Below are 19897 nucleotides of genomic sequence, written 5' to 3'. Positions count from 1 at the left end.
TGATTGGGGCGCGCGAGCGCTCTGATTGTTGCAGGAGATATAACGGTGGACATTAATTTAACATTAATAGTACAAATGCTGGTTTTTGCAGCGTTTGTTTTATTTACCATGAAACTGGTTTGGCCTCCATTAGAAAAAGCTCTAGAAGAACGGCAAGACAAAATTGCTGATGGTTTATCAGCAGCTGAGCGAGGCCGCAAAGAGCTTGAGTTAGCACAACATCGTGTCAAAGATGAGTTAAAGCAAGCTAAAGCCCAATCAGCGGACATTATTGAAAAAGCACATAAACGTGCAGCACAGCTTATTGAAGAAGCTAAAGAAATGGCAAAACAAGAAGCGCAAATGCAGGCAAAATTGGCACAAGAACAATTAGTACAACAAGTGAATCATGCTAAAGAAGAACTTCGCAAACAAGTTGCTACCTTAGCAATAATGGGTGCCGAGAAAATTTTAATGCGTGAAGTGGACGCTAAAGCAAATACTACCCTGTTAGATAACTTGATAGAAGAGATTTAAAATGTCTGATAGCACGACCATTGCAAGACCTTATGCTAAAGCCATTTTTGAGTATGCTTTAGCAGAGAAAGAATTAGCTGAGTGGTCAGCACATTTGATAACGCTTGCACGAGTCGTGTTGAATTTTGAAGCCGCACAGTTTATTGAAAACCCTGTCTCTACAGTAGAGCAACATATTGAGTTATTGCAAGAAGTAATCAACGCGGGTTCCAATAATAATAAATCAATAAATAATTTAATTGCATTATTGGCTACAAATAAACGATTAATGCTGTTACCTGAGATTAGTGCTCTTTACGAGGTTCATCGTGCAGAGCAAGAAAAAATTCTGGATGTAGAGGTAAGCAGTTATTCTGACTTATCTGCAAAGCAGCAAGAACGATTAATCCAATCATTAAGTCAGCGCTTACAGCGCAAAGTCTCGTTAAAAATCAATATTGATCCTTCCTTGCTTGGTGGAGCAATCATTCGGGCAGGAGATTTAGTTATCGACGGCTCGGTTCGGGGCAAACTCAATAAACTTAGCACCGGCTTAGCCGCTTAATTTAGAGGATAATTTTCATGTCAGAACAAGTAGCGTTAAATCCTTCTGAAATCAGCGAATTAATCAGAAAGAAAATAGAACATTTTAGTGTAGTATCTGAAGCACGCAATGAAGGTACTGTTGTTAGTTTAAGGGATGGTATTGTCAGTTTGCATGGTCTTGAAGACGTCATGGCTGGAGAAATGATTGAATTTCCAGGTGGTGTTTATGGTTTGGCGCTTAATCTGGAACGAGATTCAGTGGGTGCAGTAATTCTTGGTGAATCCACCTTATTGGCTGAAGGCCAAAAAGGTAAATGTACAGGGCGTATTCTTGAGGTACCCGTAGGTAATGGACTTTTAGGTCGTGTAGTTGATGCTTTAGGTAATCCTATTGATGGTAAAGGTCCTATTAGCGCCTCAATCATGGCTCCTATAGAGAAAGTTGCCCCCGGGGTTATTGCACGTAAGTCAGTAGATCAACCGGTACAAACTGGGTTAATTGCAATTGATGCGATGGTACCCGTTGGTCGTGGGCAACGAGAGCTTATTATCGGTGACCGTCAAACAGGAAAAACAGCAATTGCAATTGATGCCATCATTAATCAAAAAGGTACAGGCGTTAAATGCGTCTATGTTGCCATTGGTCAAAAAGCATCGTCAGTTGCCTCAATTGTACGCAAACTTGAAGAGCATGGTGCATTAGAGCACACAATTGTTGTTGTTGCTGGTGCCTCTGACTCTGCAGCTCTGCAATTTATTGCTCCTTATGCTGGTTGCACCATGGGTGAATATTTCATGGAACGTGGTGAAGATGCCTTAATTGTTTATGATGATTTAACCAAACAGGCCTGGGCATATCGACAAATATCATTATTATTGCGTAGACCTCCTGGTCGCGAAGCCTATCCTGGAGATATTTTTTACTTACATTCACGTTTGCTGGAACGAGCAGCGAGAATCAATGCTGAAGAAGTAGAAAAACTAACTAAAGGCGAAGTAAAAGGTAAGACCGGCTCATTAACTGCTTTGCCAATTATTGAAACTCAGGCCGGTGACGTCTCTGCATTCGTACCGACGAACGTTATTTCCATCACCGATGGCCAGATCTTCCTTGATGTTGATTTATTTAACTCAGGTGTTCGCCCTGCGATTAACTCAGGCCTGTCTGTTTCGCGTGTTGGTGGTGCAGCACAAACCAAGATCATGAAAAAATTAGGTGGTGGTACTCGTTTGGCATTAGCTCAGTTTCGTGAATTAGAAGCCTTTTCGCAATTTGCTTCTGATCTTGATGATGCGACACGTAAGCAATTAGAGCGTGGACAACGTATTACGGAACTCATGAAGCAGAAACAATATTCGCCGTTCTCTGTAGCGGAAATGGGTGTTGCTTTATTTGTCGTTGAAAAAGGCTATTTAGATGATGTTCCATTAAATGAAATTGCCTCATTTGAAATGTCATTGCATGATTACATGCGTACATCGCATGCTGGATTGATGCAATCAATTAATGAAGAAGGTGCTTACGATAGCGACATTGAAGCAAAATTGAAGAATGCTGTTGAGGATTTTAAACGTACAGCAAGTTGGTAAATCAATTTAAGGCGAATTGAGATATGGCCGGAGCAAAAGAAATTCGTTCGAAAATTTCGAGTATTAACAAAACTCGAAAAATAACTCGTGCGATGGAAATGGTGGCAGCAAGCAAAATGCGTAAAACCCAGGATAGAATGCGCGCATCTAAGCCCTATGCTAACAAAATCTATAATGTGGTGAAGCACATCGCGCGCGCACACTCTGAATACAAACATTCATTCATGAGTAACCGTGACATTAATCGCATAGGTCTTATTGTTGTGACTACAGATCGGGGTCTATGTGGTGGTTTGAACGCAAATTTATTGCGAGAAACAGTGCGTACGATTCGTGATTGGAAGACCCAGGGCAAAGAAGTTGATATTGCAGTTATTGGACGTAAAGGACAGGCGTTTTTTAAACGGGTAGGCAGTAATGTGCTGGGCTCGAAAGATCATCTTGGTGATACACCGAGTATTAACGACACTATCGGTATCGTAAAAGTAATGTTGGATGCTTTTTATAATGGCACAATTGATGCCTTACATATCGTGTACAACGAATTTGTTAACACCATGACTCAAAAACCGTTGGTGAAACAATTACTACCATTGCCAAAGTCAGAGGAAGACAGTAAAACAATGGGGCATCATTGGGACTATATTTATGAACCTGATGCTAAAGAATTGTTAGATAATCTTTTAGAACGTTACATTGAATTACAGGTTTATCAGGCAGTAGTAGAAAATATTGCTTGTGAACAAGCAGCTAAAATGATTGCAATGAAAAGTGCAACTGATAATGCTGGTGATTTAATTAAAGAATTTCAATTGGCTTATAACAAAGCCAGACAAGCTGCGATTACACAAGAATTGGCAGAAATTGTTGGTGGCGCAGCCGCTTTATAAGAGGGTATATAATGAGCAGCTTAGGAACTGTAGTAGAAATTATTGGCGCGGTTGTGGACGTTGAATTCCCACGCGATTACGTCCCTAAAGTTAATGATGCATTAACACTTGTTGATGGTGACTTAGTTTTCGAAGTGCAACAACAGCTGGGAGACGGTGTAGTTCGTACGATTGCAATGGGAACAACCGATGGCTTGAAACGCGGATTAAAAGCAGAAAACACCGGCAATCCAATCCAGGTCCCCGTTGGTAAGAAAACACTGGGTCGTATTATGGATGTTTTAGGTCGTCCAGTTGATGAGGCAGGTCCTATTGATGCGGATGAGCATTGGGCAATTCATCGTAAGGCTCCTAGTTATGAAGAGCAAGCCGGTAGCCAAGAGTTATTGGAAACGGGTATTAAAGTTATTGATTTGCTGTGCCCATTTGCGAAGGGTGGTAAAGTGGGGTTGTTCGGTGGCGCCGGTGTGGGTAAGACAGTTAATATGATGGAATTGATCCGTAACATCGCGATTGAACACAGTGGTTATTCTGTGTTTGCCGGAGTGGGTGAGCGTACCCGTGAAGGGAATGACTTTTATCATGAAATGAAAGATTCCAATGTATTAGATAAAGTATCTTTGGTTTATGGTCAGATGAATGAGCCACCAGGTAACCGTTTACGTGTTGCTTTGACTGGTTTAACTATGGCAGAAAAATTTCGTGACGAAGGACGCGATGTATTGTTATTCATTGACAACATTTATCGTTATACTTTGGCTGGTGTTGAGGTATCCGCACTGTTAGGTCGTATGCCCTCTGCAGTAGGTTATCAGCCTACGTTGGCGGAAGAAATGGGTATGCTGCAAGAGCGTATCACTTCCACTAAAACAGGCTCTATTACTTCGATTCAGGCGGTCTATGTTCCTGCAGACGATTTGACGGATCCCTCACCAGCTACTACATTTGCTCACTTGGATGCAACTGTTGTCTTATCAAGGCAAATTGCTGAATTAGGTATTTACCCAGCAGTGGATCCTCTCGATTCTACTTCTCGCCAGTTAGACCCGTTAGTTGTTGGTCAAGAGCACTATGATACAGCTCGTCGCGTGCAACAAACTTTACAACGCTATAAAGAATTGAAAGATATTATCGCAATCTTAGGTATGGACGAATTATCTGAAGAAGACAAACGTGTTGTAACTCGTGCACGTAAAATTCAAAGATTTTTGTCACAACCTTTCTTCGTAGCCGAAGTCTTCACTGGTTCTCCCGGCAAATACGTATCTCTTAAAGATACGATTAAAGGCTTCCAAGGCATTCTTGCTGGTGAATATGATGACTTACCCGAGCAAGCATTCTATATGGTTGGTAGCATTGAGGAAGCAGTTGCTAAAGCGAAAACCTTATGAGGCAAGATAATATGACAATAACAACGCACTTGGATATTGTTAGCGCTGAACATGAAATATTTTCTGGTTCAGTTGAAATGATAGTTGCTACAGGGGAATTAGGTGAAGTAGGTATTACTGCAGGTCACGCTCCTTTGCTTACTGTCTTAAAACCAGGTGAAGTAAGACTTACTTTACCTGGTGGTCATCAGGATATTTATTATGTTCAAGGCGGTATGCTTGAAATACAACCAGATTGCGTCACTATTTTAGCTGATGTGGTAGAACGCGCTGATCATCTTGATGAAGCCGCTGCGATGGCTGCGAAAACACACGCAGAAGCAGCAATGGCTCATCAAAGTGCTGATATGGATTACTCTGTTGCTGCGATTGAATTGGCTCGTGCTGTGGCGCAAATTCGTGCTATTCAGAAAGTCAGAAAAATAGTTAAATAACTGCAAAAAATGAGACTATGTTTACAATTTTCCCTACATACTGGATAAAATGTCAGTAGTAGGGTCATGAGCTATTGCTAAAATTATTCTCAATCAAATTATTTCTAGAACTACATTTTTGGTATTTGTCTCATCGAATGGATAAATTTTTTACTATACTGTAAAACTATGGTGTCTCAGGGAAAATTATATGTTAAAAAAACTTATACCAAAAGTTTGCTATGCAGCTCTTTCTTGCTCTTCAAATTTTGTATTAACGCAAAGCATTAAAAAAATTATGCTGCCAGATGGTGGTCGTCTCAGCAGTTTTTGGCAAGAAATGCGCATTTTTAATACTGAACGTGAAGCAAGAATATATATGGAAGAAATATTATCAAAAAATAACTATACCGAGGAACGTTTGAGATATGATTTATCACAATTCTCTTTCTTTGTCCCTGAAGTGAATAGGAAGGAACTTAAAGATAATGCCTATTGGATTTTAACCATGAAAGGCAAAAAAGAAGATATAGAAAAATTAATTTTGGATTGTCACGATAAATTTAAATTAGCAGAGCATGTTTTATTAGCATCTAATGCGGCAAGTAATCAACTTCTCGATAGAGAAAAGTTAATTGAAGAAAAATAGAGAGAAAAAAATTTCTCCAAATTAGCGAACGTACCTGAAGTTTTTTTGAACACCATTTAATCTTGCTTATTTTGTAAATAAACATCACTTATTTTTAATTGACCAGACGTGTGAAGTTGATGTGCAATTATTCGAGTTAGGTAATCAAATTCTATATTAACCCATTGTTCTATGGTTAATCCTCCCAATGTTGTTTTTAATAGGGTATGGGGAACCAACATTAATTTAATACGCTGATTCGCAACAGAATTAATTGTAAGGCTTACACCCTCCACAGTAATACTTCCTTTGGGGATCAAATACAATAAAGCATTGGCATCAAATCCACTTAATTCAAATTCAACATAATCATTCAGGTGTTTTATATCATGTACTTGGGCAATAGCATCTACATGTCCACTAACATAATGTCCACCGAAACGTGTTGATGCAAGCATTGCTCGTTCAAGATTAACTAAATCTTTGGAGGCAAGATTTGCTAAAGCAGTACATTGTAAAGTTTCAGGAGAAACATCAAAATTTAATTGAGTTTTTTCTGAGGATAATAAGGTTAAACACGCCCCATTTACTGAGATGCTTTCGCCAACTTGCAAATGTTCAAAATCTGCTGAAATAACTAAACGGTTAGCACCATTATAATTTTGGTTACTTAGTACCTCACCCATTGTCTCTATTATTCCAGTGAACATTCATCTACTCCTGACTCAAATGAGTTCTTCGTTCTTGCATTGTTTCCACACTATTTATCACCGTTTGCCGGCAAATTTCTTGCATCACCGGGATGTCTCTCAAGGGCGTACCCTGATGAATGGTATATGCAATGAGAAAACTATCCCGCCATACTTTTTCATTCTTGCGCTCTTTAGCTTTCATCCACAAAGCAATCCATAAAAAGTGAAATTGCCATCGATTACGATTGAATTCCATTTCTTCAATAAATACGGCATTCATAGCTGTTTCCAGGCGGCATACTCTAATTCCATCCACATAACTACTATTGTGATTAACTAGTTTATCAATTAAAGCATTTTCCAAATACCAGGACTCAGTAAACGATTTATTTTTCAGCCAGGCTTTTGAACGTTGTAAGGATTTTAAAATTACCTCTTGAGTAAATGGAATGATTTCTATGCTAAGTTGATTAAAAAGATCCTCTACATTCAGTTTATGAGGGCGAAAACGTACACCCAATAATTCCTGAATCTCTAAAAATTGCACGCGTGGAATTTCATTGTGCTCAATTGTCAGAGCTAAAAAGTGTTCAACCATCATTATAAAATAAGCTAAATCCACATCACGTAATGTGACGTTTTCATCAAAAGCTTGCTGGTAATAATTGACTACTTCTCTTATGGAAATGATTGGGGTTATCCATGCATCTTTTAAACCTAAATCATATTTCAGTAATAAACCACAGAGTCTGTTCTTTTTATTTTTTCGAGCATGAATAAAAATGCCTTGTGAACCTGTCCCATCAACTTCTGTAGCTTTGATCTTAGCCGTCGCTTTTTCAGGGTCAGGAGCAAATACGACGCCTTTTTTACGTTGAATCTTGATCCAGCTATTAAATAAAGTATGATATTTTTCTGGGTACCAACTCATAATGGTTTGCAAACGAGAAAGTGAATTTGATGAAAAGGTAACCTCATTAATAATCATGTTCAACGTTTCAATTGCCACTTCACGCACTTCGGTTTTCGGATGCAGCAAAGTAAATAAACCAATATCTGCACCTTCCTCAATGTTGTACAAATCCAGAATTAAATCGCTAAAAAAATCTGCTGGCATAGCGTAACTTTGTGCAAAAAAATTTTCTGCAATTTCAAATATAGAAAGATCAGACAATTCATGTATTAAATCACGAATAGCATCTAAATGAGAGAGTGGCTCCCCATCACTTATATTTTCTTCTTGATTAGCTAAATCAAAATAAGCATTTTTTAATTCATTAGTTAATTCAACGTGAGCCTCATAAAAAGAATTTAATATGGGTAACCAAAAACTAAGTGAGTGTTTTTGTGAGTTAATAATTTCGGCTAAATGATTCATTAATTGATTTAATTGTTTTGCACTTATTTTATTACCCGCATCTGCAGCTCCCCGCAGCTGTGCTACACAGATATCCAAGGCAAAAACACAGGCTGAATAAGCAGAAAGTTCTTCATCAAGCTGCTCGTCCAGGTTATTAATAATATTAATTAATTTAAAAGAAAGTTCTGGTTGTTGAAAAAATAATGTATATAACTGAGGTTCCGGATCTCCTTGTTGTTCAAATAAGGTGGCCATCTCAGAAAGTAAATGGTGCAGCTCTGGTGAGTCATTGGTCATATCTTTTTAGGTACCTGTCTTGGCTTTCCTTCATTATCAATTGCGACAAAAACAAAAACACCTTCAGTTACTTGATAGGGTTCATTTTGTGTTGCTGGAAGTGCCCATACTTCTACCTTCATGGTCATGGAAGTAGTGCCCTGTTTAATCACTGTAACATAACAACTGATTAGATCGCCCACATGCACTGGTTTTAAAAAAGACATCGAATGAATCGCAACGGTTGCAACTCGTCCCATAGCCAATTTTTTTGCTAAAACACCAGCGGCTAAATCCATCTGTGAGACGATCCAACCACCAAAAATGTCTCCATTAGCGTTAGTACTTGCAGGCATTGCCAATGTTTGGATAGTTAGTTCACCTTTTGGGGAGGTAATCATTGTTCACCATCATAATTAATTACGTATTAATTTAGCTAAAGCATCTGCCATTGCCGTATTAAAAATAGTCTTTTTAATAGGCTCTGCTTTTTTAGCGAGTTCAGTTTTTTTCTTATGCTCTATTTTTCTGACTTCCGGCTGCTTTTTAACTTCAGGGGCCTTCGTTTTTTTCTTTATTATAGGTGCTCTCAAAGACTCATCTTCTAATTTCATGCTCAAACTAACACGTTTTCGTTCTTTATCTATTTCAACTACTTTAACAGTTACAATATCACCTGCTTTGACAATCGCATGGGGATCATTAATATATTTGTTAGTCATTGCAGAAATATGTACTAAACCATCCTGATGTATGCCAATATCTACAAATGCACCAAAATTAGTAACGTTGCTCACTACTCCTTCAAGGAGCATGCCTTCATGTAAGTGATTGATGTTTTCAATACCCTCTTTAAACTGCGCGGTTTTAAATTCCGGTCGTGGATCACGGCCGGGTTTTTCCAGTTCTCGTAATACATCTCTGATGGTAGGCAAACCATATTGTTCATCAACAAAGTTGCTTGCGTTTACGCTGTGTAATACGTCCTTATTAGCAATAAGCTGTAGAACGTCTATGTTCTTATCAGAGCTAATTTTTTTTACCAAAGGATATGCTTCGGGATGAACGCAAGAGGCATCTAAAGGATTATCCCCATTCATGATGCGTAAGAATCCTGCAGCTTGTTGAAAAGCTTTTTCTCCCATACGATTAACATTTTTTAATTGCATGCGGTTACTGAACGCTCCGTGTTCATTACGATACTGAACGATGTTTTTTGCCAATGACTCATTAAGACCGGAAACATGTGATAACAGCGCTGCGGAAGCAGTATTTACATCAACCCCTACAGCATTTACGCAATCTTCAACCACGCCATCAAGACACCGACTAAGACGAGTTTGATTCACATCGTGTTGATATTGACCTACACCAATCGATTTTGCTTCTATTTTTACTAATTCAGCTAATGGATCTTGAACACGTCTTGCGATAGAAACCGCCCCTCTTAAAGTGACATCTAAATCAGGGAATTCTTGCGTTGCAATTTCTGATGCTGAATAAATAGAAGCACCTGCTTCACTAACGAGGACTTTAGTTAGATTTAAGTCAGGATACATTTTTATTAAATCTGCAATTAGGCGTTCTGTTTCACGCGAACCTGTACCATTACCGATACTTATAAGGTTTACATGGTATTTTGCTGCTAATTTTGCTAAATCTGTAATGGATTGATGCCATTCATTGTGTGGGGAAAATGGGTAAATGATGCTGTAATCAAGAAGCTTGCCTGTTGCATCTATAACTACTGTTTTAACTCCAGTTCTGATTCCTGGATCAAGGCCGATTGTAATTTGCGGGCCGGCAGGAGCTGCAAGTAGTAAGTCACGCAGATTTCTGGAAAATACTTTGATCGCTTCTTCATCAGCATGTTCACGTAAACGTGTCAATAATTCTAACTCAAGCTTGGTAAATAATTTCATCTTCCAAGTTAAACGCAGGGTTTCAAGCAACCAACTATCTGCAGCTCGTTGGTTATCCACAAAATTAAAATAAGCGGCCAGTTTATCTTCGCCATAAGAGGAATCATGTTCTTGCAGGGCTAAACCAATTTGCAGCACACTTTCACGACGGCCTCGGAATAAAGCCAAAGCACGATGTGAAGGAATCTTTTTAATGACTTCAGTATAATCAAAATAATCGGAAAATTTATTTATTTTTTCTTTTTTCTTTGAACTGCCAACTGATTTGACTACAGCGTGTTGCCATAAATATTCACGTAATTCATTTATCAGGTCAGCATCTTCAGCAAAATACTCCATTAATATATGTCGAGCACCTTCTAATGCTGCTTTTGCATCGTCAACACCTGATGTTGCGTTAATAAATTGTACGGCATATGCTTCAGGTTCTAAAGTAGGGTCGTTCCAGATTGCTTTAGCTAAGGGTTCCAAACCTGCTTCTATGGCGAGTTGTGCTTTGGTACGCCGTTTTGGTCTAAAGGGTTGATATAAATCTTCAAGACGAGTTTTGGTGTTTGCCGAAAAAATACTTTTCTCTAATTCTAGAGTCAGTTTTTCTTGTTCACGAATGGAGTGTAATATTACTTGGCGCCGTTCATCTAATTCACGTAAATAAAGCAAACGTTCAGCAAGAAAACGCAATTGTATATCGCCTAATCCTTCAGTAGCTTCTTTACGGTAACGGGCAATAAAAGGCACCGTTGCTCCCTCATCCAGCAAACGAATTGTTGTTTCTACTTGCGCCACTTTGACTTTAAGTTCTTGCGCAATAATCGCTGCTGACGTCAACATCTCTTGAGTCATTTACTTCCCCGAAAAACATGATAAAAATCGTCTTATTATTACTCAACAGTTACTGATTTTGCAAGATTACGTGGTTGATCCACGTCAGTACCTTTAGCAACTGCAACATGATAAGCCAATAACTGTAAAGGAATTGTATAAACCATTGGCGCAATCCAGGAACTACAAGAAGGAACCTTTATTAAACGGGCACCATTTGTTTTCCAGGTCTGCGCATCATCAACGAAGACAAAAAGCTGACCACCGCGTGCACTCACCTCATGTAAATTAGATTTTAATTTATCTAACAGTTCATCATTAGGTGCAATGGCAATTACGGGCATGTCATTATCAACTAAAGCTAATGGGCCATGCTTTAACTCACCAGAGGGATAGCCTTCTGCATGAATATAAGAAATTTCCTTAAGTTTCAGTGCACCCTCTAAAGCCACTGGATATTGTACTCCTCGACCTAAAAATAAGGCATGTGTTTTATTAACAAATAAAGAGGCTAAATCTTCAATTTCTTCGTTCATTTGTAATACACGATCACAACAAATAGGCAATTCCTCTAATTGATGTATTATTTCCTGTGCTCGTTCATCATGACACAAAACAGCCGCTAGCATTAAAAATGCGGCTAATTGAGTAGTAAATGCTTTAGTGGATGCTACACCAATCTCAACACCAGCTCGTGTTAAAAAAACACAATCCGCTTCACGTACCAAAGTACTCGTCGCTATGTTACAAATAGCTAAGCTGCCTAAATAATCCAGAGATTTTGCTTTGTACAGAGCAGCTAAAGTATCTGCTGTTTCACCTGATTGAGATACTGTAATAAACAAAGTATTTTTAGGTACAACTACATCACGATAGCGATATTCACTGGCAATTTCAACTTGCGTAGGTAAGCCTGCTAAAGATTCCAACCAATATTTGGCAATCATCCCAGCATGATAACTGGTTCCACAGGCAACGATATGAATTTGTTTCACTAAAGGAAATATGTGAGATGCGCGCTCACCAAAACTGGATTTAAGTACTTCAAGACTACATATGCGTCCTTCTAAAGTATCTGCAAGCACACGAGACTGCTCAAAAATTTCTTTTAGCATAAAATGACGATAAGGTCCTTTACTTACTGTTTCAGAATTACTGGTTAAAAAATGCGTGGGGCGCTGTACTGGAACTAGTGATGCATCATATACTGATATTTGTTTTGCGGTCACAAGGGCGCTATCCCCTTCTTCTAAATATATTACTGATTGAGCAAAAGATCTTAAAGCAATACTATCCGAAGCAATGAAGTTTTCACTAATACCTAATCCCAGGACTAAGGGACTGCCTTTACGTATTGCAACTAATTCAAATGGGGATTGTTGATGGATTACTCCTAAAGCAAAAGCCCCATGCATGTCGGCAGCTGCAGCGTGTACCGCTTTCAATAAATTTTTGGATTTTTGATAATAATAATGAATTAAATGAACAGCAACTTCGCTATCTGTTTCTGAGGTAAAAATATACCCTTTTGCTACTAATTTTTGTCGTAAATGATCATGATTTTCAATAATACCATTATGAACTAATGCAATTTCACCATGTGATAAATGAGGATGTGCATTTTGCTCAGAGGGCTTACCATGAGTTGCCCAGCGTGTATGTGCAATACCGGTATTACCTGCAATGGCTGTTTCCAGCATTGTATCAGACAGATTCTGTACTTTGCCCTGAATTCTCACTCGCTTTATATGAGAATGGGTATCAATTACTGCAATTCCGGCAGAATCATAACCCCGGTATTCCAAACGATGCAGACCTTCTAATAAAATTTTACTGACATCCCTTTCAGAAACCGCTCCCATAATGCCGCACATAACCTACTCCTCGTTTTAACAACCGTGTTACGGACAAATTAAGATAACTACCAAAAAATAAGAATTATGCCATAAATAGTTTTAAATCACTAAAGCTATTATAGATTCTATTGAACATAGAACCTATGTTCGAACGCTATGCATCGAGATGGTTTTGATAAGTTACTGAATACCTATGATATCTCATCATAATCTGTAGATAAAAATGCAGACATCTTTGGCAGGAGCAAGTTCGTCATTCCGAACGCAGTGATGGATCTGATACCGGTACATAGCCACTTTCAGGAGATCTCTCACTGCGTTTGGGACAATGATGCCCTACTTATTATTAGTATGATCTCTGTTTAATTTGTGTCAATAAATTTGTGCTAATTAAGATATTATTGTTACATTTTTATGCTGACGATAAAAAAATCTAATGAACTTTATAATCTATGTTGGTAATAACCCATGACTTAGACAAAAGTAAGAATGCATTTTATTGATGCCTATTGCTTAAATTGTGAGTAAGTGGTAATTTTTACTGAATTTTTTTAGTTACAATTTGGGTAGCACAATGAAAGAAATAGTCATCGCTGCATTTTATAAATTTGTTTTTTTAGCAGACTATGAAATAATCCGTGAGCCATTATTGGCTAAAATGCAGGAAAATAACATTAAAGGCACCATTATATTAGCCTCTGAAGGAATTAATGGGAGTTTTGCTGGCTTCCGTGAAGACATGACTTGTTTTTATCAACTGCTTCGTCAAGACGAACGTCTGGCAGATTTAAATTTTAAAGAAACTTTTGATAAAGAAAATCCTTTCGAAAAATCCAAGGTTAAACTTCGCAACGAAATTGTTACTATGGGGATCAAGAATGTGGACCCATTGCATTCTGCCGGGACCTATCTTGATCCAGAACAATGGAACACCTTAATTAAGGATCCTGATGTACTTGTCATTGATACACGTAACGATTATGAATTTGAATTAGGTACGTTCAAAAATGCCATTAATCCAAGTACAGAAAATTTCAGAAATTTCCCTGAATATGTTGAAAAGCATTTGCTGGATAAAAAAGACAAAAAAATTGCCATGTTTTGCACTGGTGGTATACGCTGTGAAAAATCAACGGCCTATTTAAGAGATTTGGGCTTTCCCAATGTTTATCATCTGCATGATGGTATTCTGAATTACATTGAAAAAATGCCTCAGGGAGAGTCTCTTTGGGAAGGTCAATGCTTTGTTTTCGATAATCGAGTAGCAGTTGACGAACACTTAGAGCGTGTTTATCCTCAATTACCATTGGATTATAAACACGATCGCGTGAAGGAATAAGCGCAACAGGCATCTTAAATATGACAAGTAAAAAACAATCTGATTCAACCATTGTATTGAATCGAAAGGCAGGTTTTGATTATTTTCTTGAAGATCAGTATGAAGCAGGTCTTGTACTTGAAGGCTGGGAGGTTAAGAGTTTAAGAGCAGGAAAAATTAATTTGTCTGATGCTCATGTTATTCTTAAATATGGTGAAGCATTTTTATTGGGAGCTCAGATTCAGCCTTTGCTGACTGCATCAACACACAATATCCCGGATCCCACTCGAACACGCAAGTTATTGTTAAATCGAAAAGAATTGAATCATTTAATTGGTGGTGTAGAGCGGCAAGGTTATACCATTGTACCTTTGTCATTGTATTGGAAAAAAAATAACATAAAAATAAAAATTGCACTGGCTAAAGGAAAAAAAGAGCATGATAAACGCGATACGATTAAAGATAGGGAGTGGCAAAGAGATCGTTCACGCATCATGAAAAATACGGGGAGAGATTAATGAATATAGGTGAACCGGTCGCCAATTTTGCATTTGTCGCAACGAGTGGATTGAATGCTAATCTACATAATTACAAGGGCCAGTATGTAGTACTTTATTTTTATCCTAAAGACGCAACTCCGGGTTGCACTACAGAAGGTCAGGATTTTAAAGAGGCTTATTCCCAATTTCAAAAAATAAATACACAAATCTTTGGGATTTCTCGTGACTCTTTAAAATCTCATGAACGCTTTAAAACCCAACAGAACTTTCCTTTTGAATTAATTAGTGATTCGGAGGAGCAATTATGTCAATTGTTTGATGTAATTAAGATGAAGTCCATGTATGGTAAACAAGTGCGTGGCATTGAACGCAGTACATTTGTTATTGATCCTGAGGGAAAACTGGCATACGAGTGGCGTAAAGTAAGCGTGAAAGGACACGTTCAGGAAGTCCTCAACGCACTAAAATTAACCGCTTAACCTCAAAAAGCGGTTAAATTAAGGAATATCCAGCAACAGTGTTATTAGAATGATTTATATTCCGTAACCAAGAGATTTCGATTGCTGTAAGCTAGGACTTCTTTCGTCAAGCGACACTAAATAACAAACTATTACGAATGGTTTTTTCGTTAATTTAGGCATTGTGTGCATGGTAGCTGCAAGGCAATGGGCTTAAATCGTAAAGAATAGGCATGCATTAATCCAAAAACAAAAATATTGTTCTTGACTCAACTATTTAGCCTTAGCACAATGAGAGTTAACACAAAGGATATTACTCTTCTCGGGGTGAGGCGAATCATGGATACTGACAATGTAATTAAAAAACTGTTTATACTTGATACCAACATTTTAATGAGTGATCCAACGGCCATCTATCACTTTGAAGAACATGATATCTATTTACCAATGGTGGTTCTCGAAGAACTGGATAGCCACAAAACAGGGACTTCCGAAGTTGCTCGAAACGTGAGACAAACCAATCGCATGTTAGTGGAGCTGATGAGCAAAACCTCTCATGAACAAGTGGTGTCCGGCCTACCCATACCCACTTATATTAACTCAAATAAGAAAAATACCAGTGGAAAACTCTATTTTCAGACTGATGAGTTTGATCAGGTTATACCAAGCACGCTACCCGGACATAAAGTAGATAACACCATTCTAGCAACAGCATTAGGACTACAAAAAAAATATCAGGGTAAAAAACAGGTAATTATTATCTCTAAAGACATTAACTTGCGCATCAAAGCAGGTATTCTTGGAATTCTTGCAGAAGATTATTACAATGACCTGGTCCTTCATGATGTTAATCTTTTACATCAAGGTCTACACATACTGGATAACGATTTTTGGGATACCCACGCTAAAGACATAGGCTCATGGCAAGAAAGTGGTAAAACGTTCTATAAAGTTGCTGGCCCTTTGATCAGTCAATGGAATCCTAACGATTGCATTAGCACGGAAGATAATCAACTTCATGCCATCGTAAAAAAAATGGAAAAAGATCATGCCATTATTCAATTAGTGCGTGATTACTCTCAATCAAAACATTCTGTATGGGGAATTAATGCCAAAAACCGCGAACAAAATTTTTCCCTAAATTTACTTCTAGATCCCGATATTGATTTTGTTACCTTACAAGGGCCTGCGGGCACGGGCAAAACATTATTAACCATTGCGGCTGGTTTAACTCAGGTTATGGATCAAAATCGTTACAGCGAGATTTTAATGACTCGTGTCACTATTCCTGTGGGCGAAGACATTGGTTTTTTACCGGGTACGGAAGAGGAGAAAATGACACCCTGGATGGGGGCATTAATGGATAACTTGGAAGTATTGCATAGTTCACAAGTCGGTGGCAGTTTTGGACGGGGTGCTACGCAGGATTTATTACAGAACAAAATTAAAATACGTTCATTAAATTTTATGCGTGGTCGTACGTTTTTGAATCGTTACATTATTATCGATGAAGCGCAAAATTTAACTGCAAAACAAATTAAAACCTTAGTTACCCGGGCTGGCCCTGGAACTAAAATTATATGTCTTGGCGACATTAAACAAATTGATACTCCTTATTTGAGCGAAACTACATCCGGATTAACATTTGCTGTAGATCGTTTTAAACATTGGGAACACAGCGCGCATATGAGTCTAACTCGTGGAGAACGTTCAAGACTTGCATTCTATGCGGCAGAACATTTATAGTATGCGTTTTATGGGGATGCACCATGTCTGATCAAGCCATCACTTTTGATGATGTTCTACTTGTTCCTTCTTATAACCATCATGAGTCGAGAAGAGTGGTAGATACTCGCAGTTCTGATCGATTAAATAAATTAACTCTGGAACTTCCGATCATCAGCTCCAATATGGATACCATTACGGAAAGTGCTATGGCTAATTTTATGTCAAGTAAAGGGGCTATGGGGGCGTTACATCGTTTTATGACTGTTGAAGAAAACATTAAGGAATTTAAACGGTGTACCGGCATTGTTTTTGTTTCCATTGGGTGTACTGCTGCGGAATTAGAACGCGCTGAAGCACTACGCGATGCTGGAGCTGATTATTTCTGTGTTGATGTTGCTCATGCTCACGCTAAATACGTGGGTAAAACCCTAAAAGTCTTACGTCAAATACTGCATGATCGTTGCATTATGGCAGGCAATGTCGCTACTTATGCCGGTGCTGATTATCTTGCTTCTTGCGGAGCGGATATCATTAAAGCGGGTATTGGTGGTGGCTCTGTGTGCAGCACGCGAATTAAAACAGGTTTTGGAGTACCTATGCTAACGTGCATTCAAAATTGCTCTCGCTCAGATCGTTCAATTGTTGCTGATGGCGGGATAAAAACCTCAGGTGACATAGTCAAAGCTTTGGCTTTTGGTGCTGATTTCGTGATGATTGGTGGAATGTTGGCCGGTACGGCACCTACTCCAGGGGCGGTGATTGAAAAAAGTGATGGTACGAAAGTGAAACATTATCGTGGCATGGCTTCTAAAGAAGCACAAGAAGATTTTTTGGGTGAAATGCATGAATGGAAAACAGCGGAAGGAGTTGCTACCGAAGTACCCTTCAAAGCAGACCCGGATGCAATTATTAATGATATAGTCGGTGGTTTACGATCAGGTCTTACTTATGCAGGTGCCGATACCGTCAGTGAATTGCAGCGTAAACTAAATTATGTGGTAGTCACACAAGCAGGGCGTATGGAAAGTTTACCACATAAGCTATTAGAACGGTAGGTTGTCTGAATGTCAAAAAAGCTTCTAGTTTCTGATTAGGGGCCTTTTATGCTTGCAGTTGACTTTAAATCAGCTTCTGCTGAAGGTTGTTTCGTAGCAGACTGCTGGTTTGCTTTATCATTAGCGGATAAAGCCTTGGGAAGAGCAACTTCCTTCATAGGATCTGTAGCCGTGTCAGGTCCCTGTTCTAATTTGGTCCTTTGAGACGATTTGGATTCTGAGGGTGTAACGGCCTTGGAGTTAGCTCCCATATTCATTACTTGCGAAAAGGATTTAGTAATTTTGTCTTTAAGATCAGAAACAAACTTTACCAGACCTGAGTTTGCTACTTTATTCATTTTATCATCGACTGAATCTTTCATAAAATCGGTGGCTTCTTTAAGCGCATCGTTAAGAGTTTTCATCGGTCCAGTGTTTTGTAAACCATCCCATCCTGCTTGGCCTATACCTTTAATAGAATCGGTTATTTGTTTATTTGTCTCTTGCACGAATTTACCCAGATCATCTACCATCTCCTGCATTGGATCTTTCTTACTTTTTTTATTACTATCTTCTTGGACACCAGGTTGTTGAAGCTTTTCCATCGTTCCTTGCAATGCTTTATCATCTTTCTTGTCAATATCATCATCACTTGTTGCTTCAGGGCGTGGTGTCGTCGGTGTAGCTGGTTGCAGCGGTTGATTTGGCAACTCGGCATTACTATCTAACGCTTGTTGTTGCTTTACATCTTTTTCATTAGAGCTCATAATTAAACCTCAATCACCTATCTTTACATATAAGATAGCACATTATTACAAGTAATGTTCTTTTTTTTAGCCAATGAAGAGGGTGGAAACTCTGGAGCTGTCAAAATTTTCGGACGGTTTTTAATCGTTTTTTTACTTTATACAAGAAAATTTTATTTACAATTTCATCCAGAAAATAAAAATTCAATTACACCCATTAAAACACACTAAATTTAATGTTTTTTTAGAATTTTCATCCAAATGATGCTTATACTTTGAATGACTGTTTATTTTTCAGTAAAAGGAATAGACAGAAAAAAGTTGCACATATAGAGGAGTCTTTTGGGTTTGTTGCTAAAAGTTGCCTACTAAGATAGGATTTTCATTTACTTTAAGACCTCTCCTTTAACGTACAATTTACATTAATTTTGCAAAATAAGGATCTATGAATAAAAATGATTTTCGTTACATGCGTCGAGGAAAACAGTTATTTGATCTAAAGAAAAATGATTTTTCGCTAATAAAATCAATAAATCAATATAGGAGAAAAATAGATCGGGCTGTAGTACTTTTGCATGGATTTTCATCTTCTCCCGCTGTTTATCGTTATCTTATTCCGCAATTAAAAAATTATGATGCAATTATTTGTCCTGCACTACCAGGACATGGTGCGAGTATTGAATCATTTGCACAAGCGACAGCAGCAGATTGGCTTGCACTTACTAGAGAAGTTTGCGATCAGCTATTTAAGAAGTACACCAAGGTTGATATTGTAGGATTATCTCTTGGAGGACTAATTGCATGTAAATTGAATGAGTATTTTGCTTTTAACCATATGTTTCTTTTAGCTCCTGCATTAGAATTAAATATGAACGTGAATGTCTATTTAAAATTAGTAATAATGTTACACCATTTGGGTTTTAAAGAAATCCGTGGTGCTGCGGGCAATTTGGTTACGGATAAGTATGCAGAAATTTCTTATAAAAAATTACCACTTACGGCAGTGATTGAACTGTTTAATTTGGTACTGCATCACCAATGGATAGCTCCCAAAGTACCAGTAGATCTTTTTTTGGGCGTTCATGACAATGTAGTTTCTTCAGCAAAAGTAGGGCAGTTATTCGCTAATTTAGCTAATGTTTCCATCCACTGGTTAAAAAACTCAGCCCATGTCTTGGCTTTGGATAATGATTTAAACTACATTGTTAATTGTATTAATAACACAGTATAGT

General features: G+C 38.2%; 19 protein-coding genes. 13 read left to right on the top strand and 6 right to left on the bottom strand.

The features are described from left to right. Window positions 1-45 precede the first annotated feature (45 nt). The 7 genes from WA877_RS02825 to WA877_RS02795 all read left to right on the top strand — a co-directional run bounded on the left by WA877_RS02825 (window position 46) and on the right by WA877_RS02795 (window position 5974). Window positions 46-516: a F0F1 ATP synthase subunit B gene (locus WA877_RS02825; protein WP_425169420.1), complete on the top strand. Its 471-nt coding sequence runs from the start codon at window positions 46-48 to the stop codon at window positions 514-516. 1 nt (window position 517) lies between these two features. Then, window positions 518-1060 (top strand): F0F1 ATP synthase subunit delta, encoded by a 543-nt coding sequence (locus WA877_RS02820; protein WP_425169419.1) that lies wholly within the window; start codon window positions 518-520, stop codon window positions 1058-1060. Window positions 1061-1077: 17 nt separating this feature from the next. Beyond that, on the top strand, window positions 1078-2631 hold the full coding sequence (atpA, locus tag WA877_RS02815) for a F0F1 ATP synthase subunit alpha (protein ID WP_425169418.1): 1554 nt from the start codon (window positions 1078-1080) through the stop codon (window positions 2629-2631). Between the two features lie 23 nt (window positions 2632-2654). After that, entirely contained in the window at window positions 2655-3521 is an 867-nt protein-coding gene (atpG, locus tag WA877_RS02810; RefSeq protein ID WP_425169417.1) for a F0F1 ATP synthase subunit gamma, read from the top strand. Window positions 3522-3532: 11 nt separating this feature from the next. Continuing rightward, entirely contained in the window at window positions 3533-4912 is a 1380-nt protein-coding gene (atpD, locus tag WA877_RS02805) for a F0F1 ATP synthase subunit beta (protein ID WP_425169416.1), read from the top strand. A gap of 11 nt (window positions 4913-4923) precedes the next feature. Then, on the top strand, window positions 4924-5346 hold the full coding sequence (locus tag WA877_RS02800; RefSeq protein WP_425169444.1) for a F0F1 ATP synthase subunit epsilon: 423 nt from the start codon (window positions 4924-4926) through the stop codon (window positions 5344-5346). Between the two features lie 190 nt (window positions 5347-5536). Further along, complete coding sequence (locus WA877_RS02795) at window positions 5537-5974, top strand: hypothetical protein (protein ID WP_425169415.1); 438 nt, start codon at window positions 5537-5539, stop codon at window positions 5972-5974. 56 nt (window positions 5975-6030) lie between these two features. On the opposite strand, the gene ribE is transcribed toward WA877_RS02795, so the two are convergent. The 5 genes from ribE to glmS are packed head-to-tail and all read right to left on the bottom strand — an operon-like array spanning window position 6031 to window position 12899. Beyond that, on the bottom strand, window positions 6031-6663 hold the full coding sequence (gene ribE / locus WA877_RS02790; RefSeq protein WP_425169414.1) for a riboflavin synthase: 633 nt from the start codon (window positions 6661-6663) through the stop codon (window positions 6031-6033). 4 nt (window positions 6664-6667) lie between these two features. Then, complete coding sequence (locus WA877_RS02785; protein WP_425169413.1) at window positions 6668-8302, bottom strand: hypothetical protein; 1635 nt, start codon at window positions 8300-8302, stop codon at window positions 6668-6670. Continuing rightward, a complete protein-coding gene (locus tag WA877_RS02780) occupies window positions 8299-8682 on the bottom strand; it encodes an acyl-CoA thioesterase (protein WP_425169412.1) in 384 nt (127 codons plus the stop codon). Before WA877_RS02780 ends, WA877_RS02785 begins: the two co-directional genes overlap by 4 nt. Before the next feature lie 15 nt (window positions 8683-8697). Beyond that, complete coding sequence (locus WA877_RS02775) at window positions 8698-11046, bottom strand: helix-hairpin-helix domain-containing protein (protein WP_425169411.1); 2349 nt, start codon at window positions 11044-11046, stop codon at window positions 8698-8700. 38 nt (window positions 11047-11084) lie between these two features. Next, the gene (gene glmS, locus WA877_RS02770) at window positions 11085-12899 is read right to left on the bottom strand and encodes a glutamine--fructose-6-phosphate transaminase (isomerizing) (RefSeq protein ID WP_425169410.1); all 1815 of its coding nucleotides are present in this window, start codon (window positions 12897-12899) and stop codon (window positions 11085-11087) included. Between the two features lie 556 nt (window positions 12900-13455). Here glmS and WA877_RS02765 point away from each other — a divergent pair. The 5 genes from WA877_RS02765 (at window position 13456) to WA877_RS02745 (ending at window position 17940) form a co-directional block, all read left to right on the top strand. Further along, a complete protein-coding gene (locus WA877_RS02765; protein WP_425169409.1) occupies window positions 13456-14220 on the top strand; it encodes a rhodanese-related sulfurtransferase in 765 nt (254 codons plus the stop codon). 20 nt (window positions 14221-14240) lie between these two features. Continuing rightward, the gene (smpB, locus tag WA877_RS02760; protein WP_425169408.1) at window positions 14241-14717 is read left to right on the top strand and encodes an SsrA-binding protein SmpB; all 477 of its coding nucleotides are present in this window, start codon (window positions 14241-14243) and stop codon (window positions 14715-14717) included. After that, a complete protein-coding gene (locus WA877_RS02755) occupies window positions 14717-15178 on the top strand; it encodes a peroxiredoxin (protein WP_425169407.1) in 462 nt (153 codons plus the stop codon). Before smpB ends, WA877_RS02755 begins: the two co-directional genes overlap by 1 nt. Before the next feature lie 318 nt (window positions 15179-15496). Then, window positions 15497-16903: a PhoH family protein gene (locus WA877_RS02750; protein WP_425169406.1), complete on the top strand. Its 1407-nt coding sequence runs from the start codon at window positions 15497-15499 to the stop codon at window positions 16901-16903. A 23-nt stretch (window positions 16904-16926) separates the two neighbouring features. Next, window positions 16927-17940 carry a guanosine monophosphate reductase gene (locus WA877_RS02745; RefSeq protein WP_425169405.1) on the top strand — a complete coding sequence of 338 codons (1014 nt, stop codon included), beginning with the start codon at window positions 16927-16929 and terminating at the stop codon, window positions 17938-17940. Between the two features lie 35 nt (window positions 17941-17975). On the opposite strand, the gene WA877_RS02740 is transcribed toward WA877_RS02745, so the two are convergent. After that, window positions 17976-18686: a hypothetical protein gene (locus tag WA877_RS02740; RefSeq protein ID WP_425169404.1), complete on the bottom strand. Its 711-nt coding sequence runs from the start codon at window positions 18684-18686 to the stop codon at window positions 17976-17978. Window positions 18687-19110: 424 nt separating this feature from the next. Between WA877_RS02740 and WA877_RS02735 the strand changes: the two genes are divergently transcribed. After that, window positions 19111-19896 (top strand): alpha/beta hydrolase, encoded by a 786-nt coding sequence (locus WA877_RS02735; RefSeq protein WP_425169403.1) that lies wholly within the window; start codon window positions 19111-19113, stop codon window positions 19894-19896. The last annotated feature ends 1 nt before the right edge of the window (window position 19897 follow it).

It is taken from the genome of Legionella sp., assembly GCF_049790535.1.
GTDB lineage: Bacteria > Pseudomonadota > Gammaproteobacteria > Legionellales > Legionellaceae > Legionella.
The sequence above is the reverse complement of the archived record's forward strand: the minus strand, read 5'-3'. Positions and strand labels throughout refer to the sequence as shown.

Excerpts from the sequence above, each read along its gene's own strand:
- WA877_RS02820 (WP_425169419.1), top strand. The coding sequence starts at position 518 with ATGTCTGATAGCACGACCATTGCAAGACCTTATGCTAAAGCCATTTTT.
- atpA (WP_425169418.1), top strand. The coding sequence starts at position 1,078 with ATGTCAGAACAAGTAGCGTTAAATCCTTCTGAAATCAGCGAATTAATC.
- atpG (WP_425169417.1), top strand. The coding sequence starts at position 2,655 with ATGGCCGGAGCAAAAGAAATTCGTTCGAAAATTTCGAGTATTAACAAA.
- atpD (WP_425169416.1), top strand. The coding sequence starts at position 3,533 with ATGAGCAGCTTAGGAACTGTAGTAGAAATTATTGGCGCGGTTGTGGAC.
- WA877_RS02800 (WP_425169444.1), top strand. The coding sequence starts at position 4,924 with ATGACAATAACAACGCACTTGGATATTGTTAGCGCTGAACATGAAATA.
- WA877_RS02795 (WP_425169415.1), top strand. The coding sequence starts at position 5,537 with ATGTTAAAAAAACTTATACCAAAAGTTTGCTATGCAGCTCTTTCTTGC.
- ribE (WP_425169414.1), bottom strand. The coding sequence starts at position 6,663 with ATGTTCACTGGAATAATAGAGACAATGGGTGAGGTACTAAGTAACCAA.
- WA877_RS02785 (WP_425169413.1), bottom strand. The coding sequence starts at position 8,302 with ATGACCAATGACTCACCAGAGCTGCACCATTTACTTTCTGAGATGGCC.
- WA877_RS02780 (WP_425169412.1), bottom strand. The coding sequence starts at position 8,682 with ATGATTACCTCCCCAAAAGGTGAACTAACTATCCAAACATTGGCAATG.
- WA877_RS02775 (WP_425169411.1), bottom strand. The coding sequence starts at position 11,046 with ATGACTCAAGAGATGTTGACGTCAGCAGCGATTATTGCGCAAGAACTT.
- glmS (WP_425169410.1), bottom strand. The coding sequence starts at position 12,899 with ATGTGCGGCATTATGGGAGCGGTTTCTGAAAGGGATGTCAGTAAAATT.
- WA877_RS02765 (WP_425169409.1), top strand. The coding sequence starts at position 13,456 with ATGAAAGAAATAGTCATCGCTGCATTTTATAAATTTGTTTTTTTAGCA.
- smpB (WP_425169408.1), top strand. The coding sequence starts at position 14,241 with ATGACAAGTAAAAAACAATCTGATTCAACCATTGTATTGAATCGAAAG.
- WA877_RS02755 (WP_425169407.1), top strand. The coding sequence starts at position 14,717 with ATGAATATAGGTGAACCGGTCGCCAATTTTGCATTTGTCGCAACGAGT.
- WA877_RS02750 (WP_425169406.1), top strand. The coding sequence starts at position 15,497 with ATGGATACTGACAATGTAATTAAAAAACTGTTTATACTTGATACCAAC.
- WA877_RS02745 (WP_425169405.1), top strand. The coding sequence starts at position 16,927 with ATGTCTGATCAAGCCATCACTTTTGATGATGTTCTACTTGTTCCTTCT.
- WA877_RS02740 (WP_425169404.1), bottom strand. The coding sequence starts at position 18,686 with ATGAGCTCTAATGAAAAAGATGTAAAGCAACAACAAGCGTTAGATAGT.
- WA877_RS02735 (WP_425169403.1), top strand. The coding sequence starts at position 19,111 with ATGAATAAAAATGATTTTCGTTACATGCGTCGAGGAAAACAGTTATTT.